Origin of the sequence: Agrobacterium sp. P15N1-A, assembly GCF_044626815.1 — a bacterium.
Taxonomy (GTDB): Bacteria; Pseudomonadota; Alphaproteobacteria; order Rhizobiales; family Rhizobiaceae; genus Agrobacterium; species Agrobacterium leguminum.
The window spans coordinates 1,360,702-1,378,305 of the sequence record NZ_JBIUPF010000001.1; the positions used below are offsets into that span (position 1 = coordinate 1,360,702).

At 59.2% G+C, this 17,604-nt stretch carries 20 protein-coding genes; 11 read left to right on the top strand and 9 right to left on the bottom strand.

The features are described from left to right. Positions 1–103: 103 nt before the first annotated feature. Both ACIK7D_RS06860 and ACIK7D_RS06865 read left to right on the top strand, forming a co-directional pair. Positions 104–346, top strand: coding sequence for a hypothetical protein (locus ACIK7D_RS06860; protein WP_020812414.1), 243 nt, complete (start codon positions 104–106; stop codon positions 344–346). A gap of 12 nt (positions 347–358) precedes the next feature. Continuing rightward, positions 359–730 (top strand): hypothetical protein, encoded by a 372-nt coding sequence (locus tag ACIK7D_RS06865; protein WP_400155914.1) that lies wholly within the window; start codon positions 359–361, stop codon positions 728–730. On the opposite strand, the gene ACIK7D_RS06870 is transcribed toward ACIK7D_RS06865, so the two are convergent. Beyond that, complete coding sequence (locus ACIK7D_RS06870; protein ID WP_400155915.1) at positions 727–1,710, bottom strand: Gfo/Idh/MocA family protein; 984 nt, start codon at positions 1,708–1,710, stop codon at positions 727–729. The genes ACIK7D_RS06865 and ACIK7D_RS06870 overlap by 4 nt on opposite strands. A gap of 180 nt (positions 1,711–1,890) precedes the next feature. Here ACIK7D_RS06870 and ACIK7D_RS06875 point away from each other — a divergent pair, with 180 nt between their 5' ends. From ACIK7D_RS06875 to ACIK7D_RS06890, 4 genes are all read left to right on the top strand, one after another. Beyond that, complete coding sequence (locus tag ACIK7D_RS06875) at positions 1,891–2,451, top strand: cysteine hydrolase family protein (protein WP_400155916.1); 561 nt, start codon at positions 1,891–1,893, stop codon at positions 2,449–2,451. Beyond that, positions 2,451–3,434 carry a GlxA family transcriptional regulator gene (locus tag ACIK7D_RS06880; RefSeq protein WP_400155917.1) on the top strand — a complete coding sequence of 328 codons (984 nt, stop codon included), beginning with the start codon at positions 2,451–2,453 and terminating at the stop codon, positions 3,432–3,434. The genes ACIK7D_RS06875 and ACIK7D_RS06880 overlap by 1 nt, the downstream gene beginning before the upstream one ends. 109 nt (positions 3,435–3,543) lie before the next feature. After that, positions 3,544–4,494: an aldo/keto reductase gene (locus ACIK7D_RS06885; RefSeq protein ID WP_400155918.1), complete on the top strand. Its 951-nt coding sequence runs from the start codon at positions 3,544–3,546 to the stop codon at positions 4,492–4,494. A 1-nt stretch (position 4,495) separates the two neighbouring features. Further along, positions 4,496–4,939 (top strand): GNAT family N-acetyltransferase, encoded by a 444-nt coding sequence (locus ACIK7D_RS06890; protein WP_262534634.1) that lies wholly within the window; start codon positions 4,496–4,498, stop codon positions 4,937–4,939. Here ACIK7D_RS06890 and ACIK7D_RS06895 read toward each other — a convergent pair whose 3' ends face one another. After that, complete coding sequence (locus ACIK7D_RS06895; protein WP_269314234.1) at positions 4,940–5,830, bottom strand: LysR family transcriptional regulator; 891 nt, start codon at positions 5,828–5,830, stop codon at positions 4,940–4,942. It abuts the gene before it with no gap. A 117-nt stretch (positions 5,831–5,947) separates the two neighbouring features. Here ACIK7D_RS06895 and ACIK7D_RS06900 point away from each other — a divergent pair, with 117 nt between their 5' ends. After that, the gene (locus ACIK7D_RS06900; protein WP_400155919.1) at positions 5,948–6,949 is read left to right on the top strand and encodes an aldo/keto reductase; all 1,002 of its coding nucleotides are present in this window, start codon (positions 5,948–5,950) and stop codon (positions 6,947–6,949) included. A 59-nt stretch (positions 6,950–7,008) separates the two neighbouring features. Here ACIK7D_RS06900 and pheT read toward each other — a convergent pair whose 3' ends face one another. The 6 genes from pheT to infC form a co-directional block, all read right to left on the bottom strand. Beyond that, positions 7,009–9,432 (bottom strand): phenylalanine--tRNA ligase subunit beta, encoded by a 2,424-nt coding sequence (gene pheT, locus ACIK7D_RS06905; RefSeq protein ID WP_400155920.1) that lies wholly within the window; start codon positions 9,430–9,432, stop codon positions 7,009–7,011. A gap of 24 nt (positions 9,433–9,456) precedes the next feature. Continuing rightward, complete coding sequence (pheS, locus tag ACIK7D_RS06910) at positions 9,457–10,539, bottom strand: phenylalanine--tRNA ligase subunit alpha (protein WP_400155921.1); 1,083 nt, start codon at positions 10,537–10,539, stop codon at positions 9,457–9,459. Beyond that, positions 10,532–11,410: a phosphotransferase gene (locus ACIK7D_RS06915; RefSeq protein ID WP_127756722.1), complete on the bottom strand. Its 879-nt coding sequence runs from the start codon at positions 11,408–11,410 to the stop codon at positions 10,532–10,534. Before ACIK7D_RS06915 ends, pheS begins: the two co-directional genes overlap by 8 nt. A gap of 175 nt (positions 11,411–11,585) precedes the next feature. Next, positions 11,586–11,990 (bottom strand): 50S ribosomal protein L20, encoded by a 405-nt coding sequence (gene rplT, locus ACIK7D_RS06920; protein WP_003493358.1) that lies wholly within the window; start codon positions 11,988–11,990, stop codon positions 11,586–11,588. Positions 11,991–12,030: 40 nt separating this feature from the next. Further along, complete coding sequence (gene rpmI, locus ACIK7D_RS06925) at positions 12,031–12,234, bottom strand: 50S ribosomal protein L35 (RefSeq protein ID WP_003493355.1); 204 nt, start codon at positions 12,232–12,234, stop codon at positions 12,031–12,033. A 190-nt stretch (positions 12,235–12,424) separates the two neighbouring features. Further along, positions 12,425–12,961 carry a translation initiation factor IF-3 gene (gene infC / locus ACIK7D_RS06930; protein ID WP_078051391.1) on the bottom strand — a complete coding sequence of 179 codons (537 nt, stop codon included), beginning with the start codon at positions 12,959–12,961 and terminating at the stop codon, positions 12,425–12,427. 187 nt (positions 12,962–13,148) lie between these two features. On the opposite strand from infC, the gene ACIK7D_RS06935 reads away from it, so the two are divergent. Beyond that, entirely contained in the window at positions 13,149–13,937 is a 789-nt protein-coding gene (locus ACIK7D_RS06935; RefSeq protein WP_400155922.1) for an alpha/beta hydrolase, read from the top strand. A 118-nt stretch (positions 13,938–14,055) separates the two neighbouring features. Beyond that, positions 14,056–14,670 carry a transglutaminase-like cysteine peptidase gene (locus ACIK7D_RS06940; protein WP_003524508.1) on the top strand — a complete coding sequence of 205 codons (615 nt, stop codon included), beginning with the start codon at positions 14,056–14,058 and terminating at the stop codon, positions 14,668–14,670. Between the two features lie 55 nt (positions 14,671–14,725). Here the strand turns inward: ACIK7D_RS06940 and mbfA are convergent, their stop codons facing one another. Next, positions 14,726–15,709: an iron exporter MbfA gene (gene mbfA, locus ACIK7D_RS06945; RefSeq protein WP_400155923.1), complete on the bottom strand. Its 984-nt coding sequence runs from the start codon at positions 15,707–15,709 to the stop codon at positions 14,726–14,728. Positions 15,710–15,848: 139 nt separating this feature from the next. Here mbfA and ACIK7D_RS06950 point away from each other — a divergent pair, with 139 nt between their 5' ends. After that, positions 15,849–16,322, top strand: coding sequence for a group III truncated hemoglobin (locus ACIK7D_RS06950; protein WP_400155924.1), 474 nt, complete (start codon positions 15,849–15,851; stop codon positions 16,320–16,322). A 178-nt stretch (positions 16,323–16,500) separates the two neighbouring features. Further along, positions 16,501–17,604 (top strand): TRAP transporter substrate-binding protein, encoded by a 1,104-nt coding sequence (locus tag ACIK7D_RS06955; protein WP_065654685.1) that lies wholly within the window; start codon positions 16,501–16,503, stop codon positions 17,602–17,604.

Genomic DNA, 17,604 nt, shown 5'->3' on the forward strand with positions numbered 1-17,604 from the left:
AACGAGTTAGGAAAATGGGGATTGGAGGAGGAAACAAGGGTTCGTTAGGGAAAACGGCGTTACGTCTTGCCCCAGGCCCGGCAACCAAAGAGGAGGCGGCATCATGATTTTTCTTACCGCCACAGCGCTCGGCGTAACCGCAGTTGCGCTCCGTTCGGTTTTCAGCATCGTTTTCATCTGCATGATGATTATCGGTGCCTATGGCGTGGCGATTGCACTTTCTTCCACGGCCGTGCCCTTGATGTCGCTGCTTCTGGCACTCGCCGGTTATAATTTCGGTGTCGTGGGTGTCGTCCTCGGCCTTCTGGTGCTGCAGCGCCCGCGTTCCACCCAGCCAACCCTCTAAAAGCCCACGACCTTGAGGCTTCCGCACTTTGCGCTGACCGAGACATGCGGACTGGCCGCCGACCTTGCCGTTACCTGTCTGCTTATTTTCTATCTCGGCGTCGATCCGCTGGCCGCCCGTTTGCCGGGCGCAGCAACGGGGCTTGCAACAAGCTGGCGGCTGAACCGCACAAATAGTGAGGCATCAGCCAGGCTGAGCAGCTTTCTGATGAATGCCGTCACGCTCACCTCACGTATCGTCAGTGTCGGCCTGTTTGCCCTGCTGCAATGGCGCAACCCGCTTGTACAGCCGCTCATTCCGCTTGCCTTTTCAGCGTTGGCGGCACTGGTGCTGGCGCTTTACGGCTACTGGCGGCTTCAAAAGCAACGGCAAGATCAGGACTAAACCGTCTCCCAGCCATTTTTTTCCGCCGCCCGGTAGATAGCGTCGATGAAAAGCTGGTTCTTTCTCGAGCTTTCCAGCGTCACGACATCGCCCTCGCCCTTCGCCGCACGGGCAAAGGCCTCCGCCTCCAGCTTATATTGGCGGCTATCCTGAAACCGGAAGATTTGCGACTGGTTATGGGCCTGATTGGTCAGTTCGATCTCTTCCGCCCCCCAGCGATTGGCATTGAAGGGAGATTTGACCTCAATGTATCCCTCAGTGCCATGGAAAACCATGAGCTGACGGGCGGCAAGCTGCGTGGCCAGATAAAAGCTCAGTTCGAAATCGCCGAAATCGGCTCTGACGCTGGAGTAGATATCCGTGCCGAATTCCTTATCGCGCTCGACGGTGGCCTGTACGCGCCGGGGCTCCGCACCCGTAGCGAAGCGGGTAACGATGGTCGGGTAAACGCCGATATCCGGCAAGGCGCCGCCACCCAGTTCGGGAATATTGCGCATATTGCCGGGATCGCGGTTGAAATAGCTGAAAGCGCCCTGAACATGCTTCAGTGTGCCGATCGCGCCGGATGCCAGCAACTCCTTCACCTTCGCCCAGACGGGCGCATAGGTGACCATGAAGGCTTCCGAGATGATAACACGGTTGCGGTCACGCGCGGCGATGAGGGTGTCGATCTCCTCTGCCTTCAACGCAATCGGCTTTTCGCACAGAACATGCTTGCCGGCATCGGCGGCCTTGATGGTCCATTCCACATGCTGCGAGGTCGGAAGCGGAATATAGACGGCGTCGATCACATCCGAGGCCAGCATCTCCTCATAGGAGCCGAAGGCGTATGGCACGGAAAAACGATCCGCCACCGCGCGGGCCCTGGCATGGTCACGGCTGGCGATGGCGCCGACCACGCAGTTTTGCGCATCCTGTATCGCCGGAATGACGTGATCCTGAGCGATTTTCGCCGTTGAGATTATTCCGAAACGCAGCATTCCATTCTCCCGCTCTGCCATCCGCCGAAAACTTACCATCGTCACACGGTCTGGCAAGCCGCAGATGCATGATAGAGCAAAGTATGGCTGAATTTGTCCTGTCTTTGTCGGAATGCCTGCTTTTCTCCGAGTTTACTTAGAGGAATTATGCTATGCATGAACCCAATGGAGAAACATGAAATGTCCTCTTCCCACACAGCACTGCTTGTTATCGACGTTCAGGAATCCTTTCGGCACGCCCCTTACTTCGAAGAAAGCAAGCTTGCCGCCTATCTGGAAAAGCAGCAGGCACTGATCGACGGTGCAAGGGCTGCGGGCATTCCCGTCGTGCAAATCTTCCATGTCGATGGCGACAGGGCCTTCTCAAAAGACAGCGGCTATATCCGGGCGCTGGAGGGTGTGCGGATTACCCCAGATGTCACCTTTCATAAGAACCGCCATTCGGCTTTTGCCGGCACCGGCCTCGAAATCTGGCTGACGCAGAAGGGCATCAACCGGCTGATCGTCTCCGGTATCCGCACCGAACAATGCTGTGAAACCACCACCCGGCATGCTTCCGATCTTGGCTATAGCGTCGATTACGTCACCGAAGCGACGCTGACTTTCCCGATGACACATGCTTCCGGCACCGTCTTCAGCCCGGACGATATCCGCAAGCGGACCGAACTGGTGCTGGCCGGCCGCTTCGCGCGCATCGTGACCGTCGACGACGCACTTGCCACCGTCAAAGAGGCCGCCTGATGGATAAAGGCGGCACACGCTTCATTCCCTTTTATACGCTTGTGCCGCCACATGCGCTGTTGCTCGATATTGCCGGTCCGCTCGAAGTGATCCGCTATGCCAACGGGGAACAGCGGGACATTTATTTCGACTGCCGCTACATTGCCGCGACTGACAAACAACAATCTTCCATCGGCCTTGCGCTTTCAGGGCTGGAGAGCTTGCCTGAGACCCTGCCGGAAAATGCTTTCCTGCTGATCTCGGGCAGCACATCGCGCTTCGACAACGATCCGGAGACACGGCGAGAGCGGCAGGCGCTGGCGGCATGGCTGCGCCGCGCGGTGCGCCCCGATACGACAGTCATTTCCATCTGCTCCGGCGCACTGCTGGCGGGCGAAGCCGGGCTTTTCGACGGGCGCAATTGCACGACCCATGCCGACTGCGTTGAAGGGCTGCGCCGCATCGCGCCGCTGTCCCAGGTGGCCGAAAACCGCCTTTTCGTCGAGGATGGCAACCGCTTCTCAAGCGCCGGTATTTCCACCGGCATCGACCTGATGCTGCATGTGGTTTCCCGGCTGACATCGCCTGCGGTCGCGGCGCGTATTGCCAAAACCATGGTGGTTTATCTCAGGCGCAGCGGCAGCGATCCGCAAATCTCCCCCTGGATGACCGGCCGCAACCACATCCACCCCGCCATTCACCGGGTTCAGGACCGTGTGATGGCCGAGCCGGCGCAGGACTGGTCGCTGGAGCGGCTGGCCGATATTGCCGCGCTCAGCGAAAGGCACCTGTCGCGTCTGTTTCGCGAGCATACCGGCATCAGCGTCATCGATTATGTCAACCTGATGCGGGTCAATCTTGCCCGCGACATTCTCGCCAACAGCCGCCTGGATATGGAAGCCATTGCCGAACGGGTGGGTTTTGCCTCCGCCCGGCATTTACGGCGCGTGTGGCAGCAGCATAATCGTTACCCGCCCAGCCATTATCGCGGTTTTCAGGCCTGATAATCTCAGGCCCTGCCGCTGCCTGATGAATGCCATCAAAGGAATTGAATGGTTATGCGGGTGAGCAGTTGCTAACCTTGCCACCAAGACAGCAACAGGAGCATTCCCCGTGGAAAAACGAAGCCTCGGCCGCACCGGCCTCTCCATCGCCCCAATCGTCTTCGGCGGCAACGTGTTCGGCTGGACAGCGGATGAGAAGACTTCCTTTGCCCTTCTCGACGCCTTTTTCGACGCCGGGTTCAACGCCATCGACACGGCGGATGTCTATTCCGCATGGGTGGACGGGCATGTGGGCGGCGAGTCCGAGACGATCATCGGCAAATGGCTGAAGCAATCGAGCGTCAGGCGTGAGGATGCAGTGATCGTCACCAAGGTCGGTTTTGACAATCGCGGCCAGAAGACCGGCCTCAGCGCCAAATGGATCGCGGAAGCTGTCGACGCCTCGCTGAAGCGCCTGCAAACCGACTATATCGACCTTTACCTCGCCCATAAGCCAGACGCGGATGTGCCGCTGGAGGAAACGCTCGCCGCTTTCGGCAGACTGAAGGAACAGGGAAAAATCCGCGCCATCGGCTGCTCCAATTATTCCGCCAGCCAGCTTCAGGACGCGCTGGACACGGCTGAGAAAAACAATCTTCCCCGTTATGACGTGCTGCAGCCGGAGTACAATCTCTATAACCGCGCGGATTTCGAAGGTCCGCTTGCCGAGCTTTGCCAGAAGGAAGAGATCGGCGTCATCAATTATTACAGCCTCGCCGCCGGTTTCCTGACCGGGAAATATCGCGCCAAGGCCGATACGGAAGGCGTCGCCCGCGGCTATCGCGTGGGTGAATATGTCAATACGCGCGGTCTTGCCATTCTGGGCGCCATGGATGCGGTGGCAGTGGAAACCGGGGCCAAGCTCGCCGATATCGCCCTGGCCTGGCTGTTACGAAAGAAGGCGATAACCGCGCCAATCGCCAGCGCCACCAGCCTGTCCCAGCTCGAAAGTTTCAAACGCGCCGTCGAATTAAAGCTGACGGATGAGATGATGACACTTCTCGACAAAGCGGGTGCGTAACATGGAGCTTAGAATTCGCGACGCGCAGCCCGCTGACCGGGCGGAATGGCTGCGCCTATGGAACGACTACCTCGCCTTTTATGATGTTAATCTTGCCGATGAGGTAACCGAGCATACCTGGGCACGCATTCTCGACCCCGCATCCCGCGTCTCCATGCGCGTGGCCATGCTCGGCGACCGCATGGCCGGTTTCGCCATTCACCACTTCCATGATTCCACCTGGGTAAAGACGCCAGACTGCTATCTGGAAGACCTGTTCGTCGATGGCGAAATCCGTGGCAAGGGGACAGGTCGGGCGCTGATGGACGATCTTATCGCCATCTGCAAGGAAAAGGGCTGGTCACGGCTTTACTGGAACACCGGCGAGGATAACCACCGCGCCCAGAAGCTCTACGACAGCTACGTGAAAAGCGACGGCCATATCCGCTATCGCATAACCCTCTGATCATCCCCGGAAACGGAAGAAATCCACAAAGGCTCTCAGCGCCGGCCGCATCTGCCGGCGCGAGGGATAATAAATGTAAAAACCGTCAAAGGGCGCGCACCAGTCCTCCAGCACCCGGATCAGCCTTCCCTCCCTGATATCGTCCTCGACACGCTGCTCGAACACGAAGGCAAGCCCTGCGCCGTCAATCGCTGCCCTTCGAATGAGGCTCTGGTCCGACAGAATCAGCGGCCCCTGCACATCGACCACCAATGGCTTGCCATTCTTCTCCAGTTCCCAGCGATAGATAAGGCCGCTGGCGAAACGCCGGCGAATGCAGCGATGCCGGATGAGATCCCTTGGATCCTGCGGTGGTGGATTTTCTAAGAAATAAGGGGGCGCGCCAACAATCGCGCCGCGCCATGCGCCGCTCGCTTTCACCGCAATCATATCCGCATCGAGGTGCTCGCCAAGCCGCAGACCCGCATCGAAACCTTTCGCGACAATATCCTCGAAGCGGTCGTCGGTTGAGATTTCGAGTGAAATATCGGGGTAGAGCTGCAGGAATTCACCCAGCCGGGGCACGATGAGGTCCTCAGCGGCAAGTCGCGGCAGGGTGATGCGCAGGGGGCCAGCGGGTCTTCCGCCCTGCTCGGCAAGCGTCTCGATGACCGCATCTATATCGGCAAGTGCAGGGCCAAGCGTCTCGAGAAGCCGCTTGCCCTCCTCTGTCGGAGAAACGCTGCGGGTGGTACGATGAAGCAGGCGCAGCCCAAGGCTCGCCTCCAGCGATGACACCGCATGGCTGACGGCGGAAGGGGCAATGGCAAGTTCGGCGGCGGCCTTGCGAAAGCTGCGGCCTTCGGCAACGGCGGCGAGAACAGCCAGCTGGGAGAGTTGCACACGGTTCATTGTTCTAAATGATAGAACAACCCAAGCGGATTTGCAGCGATTATTTTTACCGCCGTGAGACGCTATTTTCTCATCACGCCCTTAGCGATGGGCGATTCCTTATGGAAGGACGAACAGATGAAACAAAGAACCCTTGGAAACAACCTTTCCGTTTCGGCGCTTGGCCTCGGCTGCATGGGAATGACCCATGCCTACAGCCCGACCGGCGATGAGAGCAGCGCAATTGCAACGCTGCACCGCGCCGTCGAACTCGGCGTCACCTTTTTCGATACGGCGGAGGTTTACGGGCCTTACAATAACGAGCTTCTTGTCGGCAAGGGTTTGAAGCCCTATCGCGACAGGGTGGTCATCGCCACCAAATTCGGCTTCAAAATCGACACCAGCAAACCCGCTGGCCAGATGATGGTGGGCACCGACAGCCGCCCGGAAAATGTGCGCGCCGTCGCCGAAGCCTCTCTCAAACGCCTTGGCGTCGATGAGATCGACCTGTTCTACCAGCATCGCGTCGATCCGAATGTTCCGATCGAGGATACGGTGGGCGCCATGGCCGAGCTGGTAAAGCAGGGCAAGGTGAAGCATCTCGGCCTGTCGGAAGCAAGCGCCGAAACACTTCGCAAAGCGCACGCCGCTCATCCGATTGCGGCAATTCAGAGCGAATATTCGCTGTGGACCCGTGATGTGGAGGAGAACGGCGTGCTGGAAACCTGCCGTGAACTGGGCATCGGTTTCGTCCCCTTCAGCCCACTTGGACGCGGCGCTCTGACGGGTGCACTGAAGTCACTCGACGGCCTTGCATCCGACGACTTCCGCCGCGGCCTGCCACGGTTCCAGAGCGAAAACTTCGACGCCAATCTGGCGCTCATCAAGCTTCTGGAGGACATGGCGACTGAGAAGGGCGTAACCGCCGGGCAACTGGCGCTGGCTTGGGTTCTGGCACAGGGCGACTTCATCGTTCCGATTCCCGGCACGACAAAAATCGCCAATCTGGAGAAGAACGTTGCCGCAGCGGAGGTGTCGCTGACAGCGGAAGAAGCCGCCAGCCTCGGCGCGCTGCTTTCGCCCGCAAAAGTCGCCGGCGCGCGTTACCCGGAACAGATGTCACGGATGGCCAATCGCTAAAAACAAAAAAGCCGCGGCGGTTGCCGCGGCTTTTTTCATTCCGACAGATGCCTTCAACCTCAGGCGCGCAGGACGCCGCCCGTCGTTTTCTCGACATTACCGACGATCTTGGCCGTCAGGGCCTCGAAATCCTCATCGGTCAGCGTCTTGTCGACCGGCTGGATCTGTACTTCGATGGCGACTGACTTGCGGTTTTCACCGAGCGACGCGCCTTCGAAAATATCGAAGACATTGACGCCGGTGATCAGCTTCCGGTCGGCGCTCGTTGCAGCCTTGATGATGGCCCCCGCCTCGACCGACTTGTCGACCACGAAGGCGAAGTCGCGCTTCACCGCCTGGAAGGGCGAAAGCTCGAGCGCAGGCTTAGTGCGGGTCGCCTTCTTCTTCGGCTCCTGCATGGCGTCGAGATAAATCTCGAAACCGCAATAGGCGCCGGAGACATCCAGTTCGGACAGCGTCTTTGGATGGAACTCGCCGAAATAACCGAGCACGACCTTCGGCCCCATCTTGATGGTGCCGGAGCGGCCGGGGTGATACCAGCCGGGGCCGCCCGCTTCGATCTGCACATTGGCCATGGGCAGGCCGCAGGCTTCCAGCACCGCCAGCGCATCGGCCTTGGCGTCATAGACATCCACCGGCTTGCCGCCACCCTTCAAAGCATTGGACCACATGCGGCCGCTGCCTGCGAGCGAGGCCGTGCCACGGCGGACACCGCCGGCAACGCGGCGCTGCTTCTCAGGCGTATCGCCCTCATAGGTGCCGGAGACCTCGAAGATCGCGACATCACTATGCCCTTTATCGGCATTGCGCTGCGCGGCGGTCAGAAGACCGGGCAGCAGCGAAGGCCGCATGTCCGACATATCCGCTGCGATGGGGTTGGCGAGTTTCAGCGCGGGTGAACCGCCGCCGAAAAGCTTTGCCTGCGCTGCCGGGATGAAAGACCAGGTGACGGCCTCGAGCATGCCGCGGCTTGCCAGCGCGCGGCGCGCGGTGCGGGTACGGATCTGCAGCGTGGTCAGGATACGGCCGTTGACGGCCCCAAAACTTTCCAGCGGCTCCGGCTTGATATTGTCGACGCCATGGATGCGCATGACCTCTTCCACCAGATCGGCCTTGCCGTCGACATCAGGACGCCAGGACGGGACGGTGACGGAAACGCGCTCGCCCGTTCCCTCGACACCGAAACCAAGGCCCTTGAGAATCGTGAGGCTCTCTTCTGCCGAGACTTCCAGACCCGTCAGGCGTTTCACTTCCGCGAGCGGGAAATCCACGACCTTGGGCTGATGGCCCTTATAGCCCACGACCCGGGCTTCGCCAGCGACGCCGCCGCAGAGTTCCAGAACCAGTTCGGTGGTGCGCTCCAGACCCGGAACCATGTATTCCGGATCAACGCCGCGCTCGAAACGATAACGCGCATCGGTGATGATGCCGAGCGAACGGCCGGTCTTGGCGATGTTGATCGGATCCCAGAGTGCGGACTCGATCAGCACGTCGACAGTGTTTTCGTCGCAGCCGGAATGTTCGCCGCCCATCACGCCGCCGATGGACTCGAGGCCCTTTTCGTCGGCAATGACGACATTGTTCGGGCCGAGCTTATATTCCCGCTGGTCGAGTGCGAGGATGGTCTCACCCTCTTTCGCACGACGAACCGTCAGATCGCCCTTGACCTTGGCAGCGTCGAAGACGTGCATCGGCCGGCCCTGGTCGAAGGTCATGTAGTTGGTGATGTCGACAAGCGCGTTGATGGGGCGCAGGCCGATTGCCATCAGGCGCTGCTGCATCCATTTCGGGCTCGGGCCGTTCTTCACGCCACGTACGATGCGCAGCGAAAAGCCGGGGCAGAGCGCCGCATCGTCCAGTTCCAGCTTCACATCGACGGGCGTTGCGCCTTCCACCTTGAAGGTCGGCGCAGGCCTCGTCTTCAGCTTGCCGAGACCGGAAGCCGCAAGATCACGGGCAATGCCGTAGATCGACGTGCAATCCGGACGGTTCGGCGTCAGGTTGATTTCGATCATCGGATCGTCGAGGCCGGCATAGGTGGCGAAGGACGTGCCGACAGGGGCATCCTGCGGCAGATCGATGATGCCGTCATGATCGTCGGAAATGTTGAGCTCCTTTTCGGAGCACATCATGCCGTGGCTTTCGACGCCGCGAATTTTGCCGACAGCAAGGGTGACATCGATACCTGGGACATACACGCCCGGACGCGCCAGCGCACCGACAAGGCCGGCGCGTGCATTGGGCGCACCGCAGACGATCTGCACCGGCTTGCCGTCACCGGCATCGACCATCAGCACCTTGAGGCGGTCGGCCTCAGGGTGTTTTTCAGCGGAAACCACCTTGGCAATGACGAAAGGCTTGTAAGCCGCCTTGTCGTCAACCTCTTCGACCTCGAGGCCGATTGCCGTCAGCCGCTCGCAAATCTCGTCCAGCGTCGCATCGGTATCGAGATGCTCTTTCAGCCAGGAAAGAGTGAATTTCATGTCTTTGCTCCTTGGCTAACCGGATTAAACGCTCAAACCGCCGAACAGCGTCGGCATGTCGAGCGGGCGGAAGCCGTAATGGTTCATCCAGCGGACATCGGCGTTGAAGAAATCGCGCAGATCAGGCATGCCGTATTTCAGCATGGCGATGCGGTCGAGGCCCATGCCCCAGGCAAAGCCCTGATATTCGTCCGGGTCCAGCCCACCAGCACGCAGCACGTTCGGGTGCACCATGCCGCAGCCGAGAATTTCCATCCAGTCGTTACCTTCGCCGAACTTGACGATCGGGCCGGAACGGTCGCACTGGATATCCACCTCGAAGCTCGGCTCCGTGAAGGGGAAGAAGGACGGGCGGAAGCGCATGACGACGCTGTCGACCTCGAAGAAGGTCTTGCAGAATTCTTCCAGAATCCAGCGCAGATTGCCGACATGCGCCTTCTTGTCGATGACGAGGCCTTCGACCTGATGGAACATCGGCGAATGGGTGGCGTCGGAATCCTGACGGTAGGTCTTGCCGGGAATGACGATGCGGATCGGTGGCTTCTGGCTTTCCATGGTGCGGATCTGCACCGGCGAGGTGTGGGTGCGCAGCACCTTGCGCTCGCCGTTTTCATCCGGCTGGAAGAAGAAGGTATCGTGCATTTCGCGGGCCGGATGGCCTTCGGGGAAATTCAGCGCCGTGAAGTTGTAGTAGTCGGTTTCGATATCCGGACCTTCGGCAATCGAGAAACCCATATCCGCGAAGATGGCGGTGATTTCATCAACGATCTGGCTGATCGGATGAATGCGGCCGCGCTCGGCCGGAGACTGGCGGACCGGCAGGCTGACATCCACCGTTTCCGCTTTCAGCCGGGCAGTAATGGCGGCGTCCTTCAGCGCGTTCTTGCGCTCACCGATGAGGTCGGTGATTTCGGTCTTGAGCTGGTTGATGGCGGCGCCACGCGTCTGGCGCTCTTCCGGCGTCATGCTGCCAAGCGTCTTCAGAAGCTCCGAAACCGAGCCCTTCTTGCCCAGCGCGGAAACGCGCACGGCTTCGATGGCCGGCTCATCGGCAGCCGTGGCGATCTCCGACATCAATTGCGATTTCAAGGTATCAAGTTCAGTCATCTTTTCCTGCCTTGCCGGTCTTTTTAACAGCGGCTTCGGGGTTCACAGCATTCATCAGATAGTCGGTCGCCATGATAAAGCGTCGCAGATCACTACCCATCCGCACGCGCCCGATCAACCGGGCAACCGGTAAAAAACGCCCCAGAATGCCGGTCAGACGGCACAATTCTTCCAGCGCCCGGGGCGGGGCGTTTTCGCGCCAGCGGGCGAAGGCGGCATCGCAGGTTTTCCGCGCATCGCAGGCGCGTGTCGCGACCTGCAGAAACAGCAGCCATATATCGCGGGCCTGCGCCGTCTCGAGCGGCATGACTTCCTGCGGGCGCTCCTCGAAATCCATGAAACCGACGCGGCCGTGTTCGAGAAAAAAGTCGCGCACATGCGGTCGCCCGTGGCAAAGGCCTGCCGCATGCAATTCGCCGAGTGCCTCGGCAGATTTTACCAGCAGGGCATCATGTTCCGCCGGCCTCGCGGTTTTAATCGCGTCCATATGCTCCATGATGGTGGGGCCGACATCCCCCAGGACAACGGCCGTCAACGAAGAATAGATGATGGGCGGAACGGGAAACCCGCGGGCCTTGAAGACCTGCAATGTTTCGAGTTCACGGCGCATCAGGCCTGCGCCATCGAGCGGCGGTGATGGGCGCATGAAAGTGTAGGGAAGCAGCTTTGCGAGAAAGGTCTGCAGCTTTATCCACCAGGATGGCGTTTCCGTACCCTGGCGCTTGATCCAGACGGTTGTCGTGGAAAGCTCGAGTTTCTGCACGCGGCGCTCGCTCTTAAGCAAAGCCCGCATCAAGGCTGCGATATCGCCATCTTCGAGATGGACGTGGAAACCCTTCGCCTTTTCCGCCTCGCTTGCGGCAACCAGCATTTTCCGCCCCCAATGGAACCCGCCGACCGAGAGCCGGATGCCCCACCCTTCTGGCAACCTCGGCGCAAAAGCGTTCCACGCCTTTGCCGAAACTGCCGTGAATTCCAAAAAACGAAAACCCGCGCCGGAGAACCGGCACGGGTTTCAAATGAACAACAGATTGTCCGCGCCGTAATTACTTTACAGCGGTTTCAAACTCGTTGGCCGTACCAGCATCCTTGAGGTACTCAAGCGCCTTCTTCGCTGCTTCGACGAGCGCGCCGAATGCTGCCGGCTCATGGATAGCCATGTCGGACAGAACCTTGCGGTCGACTTCGATGCCAGCCTTGTTCAGGCCGTCGATGAAGCGGCCATAGGTCAGGCCGAATTCGCGAACAGCAGCGTTGATACGCTGGATCCACAGAGCGCGGAAGTTGCGCTTGTTGACCTTGCGGTCGCGGTAAGCGTACTGCTTGGAACGATCCACGGCAGCCTTTGCTGCGCGGATGGTGTTCTTGCGGCGGCCGTAGAAGCCCTTGGCTGCCTTGAGTGTCTTGGTGTGCTTGGCGCGGGAAGTTACGCCACGTTTTACGCGTGCCATGTCATGATCTCCTTAAAGTGTCCAAAAGTGCGGAAAAGTCTCAGAGACCGTTCGGCAGGTAGTTCTTGACGACCTTCTTGCCGTCAGCTTCGGCGAGAACCATGGTTCCACGCGCGTCGCGAATGAACTTGTTGGTACGCTTGATCATGCCGTGGCGCTTGCCGGCGGCGGCTGCAACAACCTTGCCGGTTGCGGTGATCTTGAACCGCTTCTTTGCAGCGGACTTCGTCTTCATCTTGGGCATTTTGCTACTCCGTTTTTGTATCGAAACAGGCAGACGAGGCCTATTTCAAGCTATTCAGGAACGGCCTCGGCATGCCCTGCCGGACCGTTCGGACGCGCGCTTATAACCGCAGTCGGCTAAAAGCGCAACGGGGAATGAAAATTTCCCCTTGCGGTGGGATACGCGCCGGTGATGTGAACGCGTAAAAAGATTATTTCGGGGCGAGAACCATCATCATCTGACGGCCTTCCAGCTTCGGCTCGGCCTCCACCTTGGCAATCGCCTGGGTGTCTTCCTTCACCTGGAGGAGAAGCTTCATGCCGAGTTCCTGGTGGGCCATTTCGCGGCCGCGGAACTTCAGCGTTACCTTCACCTTGTCGCCATCGTCAAAGAAACGGCCCATCGCCTTCATCTTCACGTCATAGTCATGCGTGTCGATGTTCGGGCGCATCTTGATTTCTTTAACTTCGACGATCTTCTGTTTCTTGCGCGCTTCAGCGGCCTTTTTCTGGGTCGAGTACTTCAGCTTGCCGAGATCGAGGATCTTGCATACCGGCGGTTCCGCGTTCGGCGAAATCTCAACGAGATCGAGACCGGCCTCCTCCGCCAGTTTCAAAGCCTGATCCGTCGGCATGCTACCGAGGTTCTGGCCCTCTTCATCAATAAGCTGAACTCTGGGAACCCGAATTTCCCGGTTGGAGCGCGGCCCCTCCTTGACGGGGGCATCGGCTTTGAAAGGTCTGCGAATGGTCGTATTCTCCTGATCTGTTTCTGGATCACGTCAGCAAAAAACAGCTTGTTTGGTACAAGCGGCGGAAATGTCGTTATTGCCGTGGCGAAGTCAATAGCATATCTGCCCGAAAAGATCACCTGTTGTCACGGTTTTTGCAAATACGCCGCCGTTGTTGCACCAAAATCAGGAGAATTGCATATACATGACCGAACAAGCCGCTGAATTCCTGCGTGTAGGCCCCGACAACGACACGCGCGACATCGCTTTCCTTCATCGCCCGGCGGCTTCGGGCGAGAATATGCCGACGCTGGTATGGCTCGGCGGCTATCGTTCCGACATGACCGGAACCAAGGCGGTTGAACTCGATCGCTTCGCCGCTGAAAACGGTCTTGCCTGCCTGCGGCTCGACTATTCCGGCCATGGCGCTTCCGGCGGCGACTTCAGGAAGGGCACGATTTCCCGCTGGCTGGAAGAGGCGCTTGCCGTGGTGCGCGCAAAGGCGCCGTCGCGCGTCGTTCTCATCGGCTCCTCCATGGGCGGATGGATTGCGCTGCGCATGGTCGAGGAGCTGCGCAAGGCCGGTGGCGCACCATCGGTCGCCGGTCTCGTCCTCATTGCGCCAGCGCCGGATTTCACGCAGGAGCTGATAGAGCCCAGCCTTTCGGATGCGGAAAAAACCTCTCTGGCGGAAAAGGGCTATTTCGAGGAACATTCGGAATATAGCCCCGAGCCCAACATCTTCACCCGCGCGCTGATGGAGGACGGGAAGCAGAACCGCGTGCTGCAGGGTATCATCACCACCGGCTGCCCCGTTCACATCCTGCAGGGCATGCGCGATCCCGATGTTCCCTATCAGCATGCGCTGAAGCTTCTCGAACATCTTCCGTCCGACGACGTCGTGCTGACGCTGATCCGCGACGGCGACCATCGGCTTTCCCGGCCGCAGGATATCGAGCGGATGCTCGCCGCGGTCAAAGCCCTTGCAATATAGGCATTTGCGCAACGCTCTTAACCATATTCGACGAGTCTTGCGCGCCGCCGATTGCTAGCGATTGACTCAAGCCCCCTATCCCTCTTAACTTTTCGTTAAGAATTAAGGGACGGGTTTCATGATGAACGCACCGCTGGCGCGTGCGCTGCTGTTTGCAGTTGCCGCCGGGCTAATGACTGCTGCCTCCGCCACGGCGGAAACCAAGGGAAGCCCTTCCATGGTGACGGGGGGGATCACATCCCAGCCGATCGGCCATTATGAGTTCTGTCAGAAATATGCCGACGAGTGCAATATTCGCAGCAAGGCGACGCCGCCGCCGCGCGTCACGGATTATGGCTGGGATGTCATTCGCGAGGTCAATACGTCCGTCAACACCACAATCGTGGCGATGACCGACCAGGAAATCTACGGCAAAGACGAAGTCTGGGAATATCCGACGACCGCCGGCGACTGCGAAGATTTCGTGCTGCTGAAGCGCAAGAAGCTGGTCGAGCGTGGTTTTTCCGTGGCTGATCTTCTAATCACCGTCGTGCGCAAGCCGGATGGCGAGGGCCATGCCGTGCTGACCCTTCGCACCACCGACGGTGATTACATTCTCGATAATCTCACCGACGACGTGAAGCTGTGGACCGACACCAACTACACCTACCTGAAGCGGCAGGCGTCCTTCAATACGGGCCGTTGGGTCTCGATCGAAGACGGCCGCGACGTACTGGTTGGCGCATTGCGCTAACGCCTGGTTCCACGTTCGATAGATTGAGAGCCCGCTATTGCGGGCTCTTTCTTTTTCACCCATTGCCGATGATGATGCCGGCCGCCAGCACCAGTGAGCCGCCGAGGACCACCTGAAACACCGCGCGCAGGAACGGCGTTTCCATGAAGCGGTTCTGAATGAAGGCAATGGCCCAGAGTTCCACGAAAACGACGACGGCGGCAATCGCGGTTGCCGTCCAGAAATGCGGAATGAGATAGGGCAATGCGTGGCCGAGACCGCCTATGGCCGTCATGATGCCCGACGCCAGACCGCGCTTTACCGGAGAACCGCGGCCAGAAAGCTTGCCGTCATCATGGGCGGCCTCGGTGAAACCCATGGAGATGCCCGCACCGACGGAGGCCGAGAGGCCGATGAGGAAGGTCTGCCAGGTATCCTGGGTGGCAAAGGCGGCCGCGAAAATTGGCGCGAGCGTCGAGACGGAACCATCCATCAATCCCGCAAGACCCGGCTGCACATAGGTCAGAAGAAATTGCCGCCTTGCGGTTTCCGCCTCTTCGGTCTTGCCATCTTCATCGAGGTGTTTTTCTTCCAGCATCTGCGCGATGTCTTCGTGACCCCGCTCCGCCTCGGCCAGATCGCCGAGCAGCTTGCGCGTCGAGGCATCGCTGGTGCGCTTGACGGCCTCGTCGTAAAAACGGATCGCCTGGGCTTCCATCAATTCGGCCTGGGCACGGATTTTCTCGAGCGACAGGTTCTTCACCAGCCAGTCCGGGGTGCGCTCGTAAAAACCACGGACATGTTCGCGGCGGATCAGCGGGATGGTTTCTCCGAAACGACGGCGATGCATGTCGATCAGGATATTTCGATGCTGCTGCTCGACCTCCGCCATATCGTCGAAGACTTTCGCCGATTGCGGATATTGCGCACGCAGATGGTCGGCATAGGAGCGATAGATGCGGGAATCGTCTTCTTCAGACGAAATGGCGAGCGCGAGGATTTCCTGTTCGCCGAGGGAGGAAAAGGGACGTTTGGACAGGGAAAAAAGACTGCGAAACATGGCTGAAACCTTTTTAGAATAATTCTAAATACATCCATGCTGCAGCAGGATCAAGCCATATTAGAATAATTCTAATATGGCAAAGGGTCGCATTGCAGGCCGCATCGCAGCGGGGTAAATTCGCAGAAAAGGAACCACCATGCAGGACGACATTGCGGCCAGAGCCGCCCACAGCGCGGAAATTCAGGACAGGGCGGAAAAAGCCATGGCGGAGATCGGCGTCGATGCCGGTTTCATCGACCTGCTGGTGGAAACATTTTACGGCCGCGTTCTTGAACACCCCACGCTTGGCCCGGTTTTCGATGCGCGGCTCGCCGGGCGCTGGCCGGAGCATATGGCCAAGATGAAACAGTTCTGGGCAGCTGTCGCGTTCAAGAATGGCGGTTATGGCGGCAAGCCCGTGCAGGCCCATCTCGGGGTAAAAGGCATGTCGGCAGAGCTTTTTCCGCAGTGGCTCACGCTGTTTTCCGCTACGCTTGATGATATTGCGCCAAGCAAAGAGGCCCACGACTGGTTCATGGAAACGGCACAACGCATCGCCAGAAGCCTGACGCTTTCGCTGTTTTACAATCCTGCGATGGATGACCCGGCATTAAAGCGCAGCGCGCCTTAGCGGCAGCCGCGCCGAACAGCGAAAGGCCGGTACAAGCAACAATTGCCAAGCCGTGCGTCAGATCACGCAAGTTTCAAACATTCCCTCTTGATGGCCGGAGGGATAAATGTTTAGTAGCCGGCGGGAGGCGTACCGTGCGGTTCGCCTATAATGTGCAGACATAGCAGGGCTTATCGACATGGATCGCAGATCATTTATCCGCAAGGCGGGCGCTCTCGGCGCCGGTGTTACCGCAACGGCGCTGGCCGCTCCGGCCATCGCACAGGAAAACCCCAAGATCACCTGGCGCATGACATCGTCCTTCACCAAGGGCCTCGACATTCTTTTCGGCGCGGGCCAGATCGTCGCTGACCATGTCAAGGAAGCCTCTGGCGGCAACTTCGTCATTCAGCACTTTGCCGGCGGTGAAATCGTGCCGGCGCTGCAGGCGGCGGATGCGGTGACGGCCGGCACCGTCGAAATGGCGCATACCTGCTCCTATTATTACGTCGGCAAGGACCCGACCTTCGCGCTCGGAACGTCGGTTCCCTTCGGCCTCAATGCCCGCCAGACCAATGCCTGGTTCAACCAGGCCGGTGGCAATGAGCTGCTCAATGAATTCCTTGCCCAGCACAATATCTACTCGATCCTGCTCGGCAATACCGGCGCCCAGATGGGCGGCTGGTTCCGCAAGGAAATCAACACCATCGATGACTTGAAGGGCCTGAAGATGCGCATCGCCGGCCTGACCGGCCAGGTGATGCAGAAGGTCGGCGTCACGCCGCAGCAGATCGCCGGCGGCGATGTCTATGCGGCTCTGGAAAAGGGTACCATCGACGCCACCGAATTCGTCGGCCCCTATGACGACCAGAAGCTCGGCTTCTACAAGGTCGCGAAATATTACTACTACCCCGCATGGTGGGAAGGCGGCCCGGCCGTGCATGCCTTCGTGAACCTGCAGAAGTTCAACGAGCTGCCTGAAAACTACAAGCGCATCCTGAAAGACGCCTGCGCCGCCGGCAGCGCCAGCATGCTGGAACGTTACGATGCGCGCAATCCGAAGGCGCTGAAGGAACTCGTGGCGCAGGGCGCCATCCTGCGCCCCTTCAGCCAGGAAATCCTCGATGTCTGCCACAAGGCGGCGCAGGACACCTATGCGGAGATTTCGGCCAAGAACGAAAGCTTCAAGAAGATTTACGAGAGCCAGCAGGCCTTCAAGAAGGATGCCTATCTCTGGGCGCAGATCGCCGAATATACCTATGACACCTACATGATGATCCAGCAGCGCAACGGCACGCTCTGA

Coding starts and splice junctions, on each gene's coding strand:
- ACIK7D_RS06940 (WP_003524508.1), top strand. CDS start 14,056: ATGATGAACGCACCGCTGGCGCGTGCGCTGCTGTTTGCAGTTGCCGCC.
- pheS (WP_400155921.1), bottom strand. CDS start 10,539: ATGACTGAACTTGATACCTTGAAATCGCAATTGATGTCGGAGATCGCC.
- ACIK7D_RS06890 (WP_262534634.1), top strand. CDS start 4,496: ATGGAGCTTAGAATTCGCGACGCGCAGCCCGCTGACCGGGCGGAATGG.
- ACIK7D_RS06950 (WP_400155924.1), top strand. CDS start 15,849: ATGCAGGACGACATTGCGGCCAGAGCCGCCCACAGCGCGGAAATTCAG.
- ACIK7D_RS06860 (WP_020812414.1), top strand. CDS start 104: ATGATTTTTCTTACCGCCACAGCGCTCGGCGTAACCGCAGTTGCGCTC.
- rplT (WP_003493358.1), bottom strand. CDS start 11,990: ATGGCACGCGTAAAACGTGGCGTAACTTCCCGCGCCAAGCACACCAAG.
- ACIK7D_RS06875 (WP_400155916.1), top strand. CDS start 1,891: ATGTCCTCTTCCCACACAGCACTGCTTGTTATCGACGTTCAGGAATCC.
- ACIK7D_RS06870 (WP_400155915.1), bottom strand. CDS start 1,710: ATGCTGCGTTTCGGAATAATCTCAACGGCGAAAATCGCTCAGGATCAC.
- ACIK7D_RS06955 (WP_065654685.1), top strand. CDS start 16,501: ATGGATCGCAGATCATTTATCCGCAAGGCGGGCGCTCTCGGCGCCGGT.
- ACIK7D_RS06900 (WP_400155919.1), top strand. CDS start 5,948: ATGAAACAAAGAACCCTTGGAAACAACCTTTCCGTTTCGGCGCTTGGC.
- ACIK7D_RS06935 (WP_400155922.1), top strand. CDS start 13,149: ATGACCGAACAAGCCGCTGAATTCCTGCGTGTAGGCCCCGACAACGAC.
- rpmI (WP_003493355.1), bottom strand. CDS start 12,234: ATGCCCAAGATGAAGACGAAGTCCGCTGCAAAGAAGCGGTTCAAGATC.
- ACIK7D_RS06880 (WP_400155917.1), top strand. CDS start 2,451: ATGGATAAAGGCGGCACACGCTTCATTCCCTTTTATACGCTTGTGCCG.
- mbfA (WP_400155923.1), bottom strand. CDS start 15,709: ATGTTTCGCAGTCTTTTTTCCCTGTCCAAACGTCCCTTTTCCTCCCTC.
- ACIK7D_RS06895 (WP_269314234.1), bottom strand. CDS start 5,830: ATGAACCGTGTGCAACTCTCCCAGCTGGCTGTTCTCGCCGCCGTTGCC.
- ACIK7D_RS06915 (WP_127756722.1), bottom strand. CDS start 11,410: ATGCTGGTTGCCGCAAGCGAGGCGGAAAAGGCGAAGGGTTTCCACGTC.
- pheT (WP_400155920.1), bottom strand. CDS start 9,432: ATGAAATTCACTCTTTCCTGGCTGAAAGAGCATCTCGATACCGATGCG.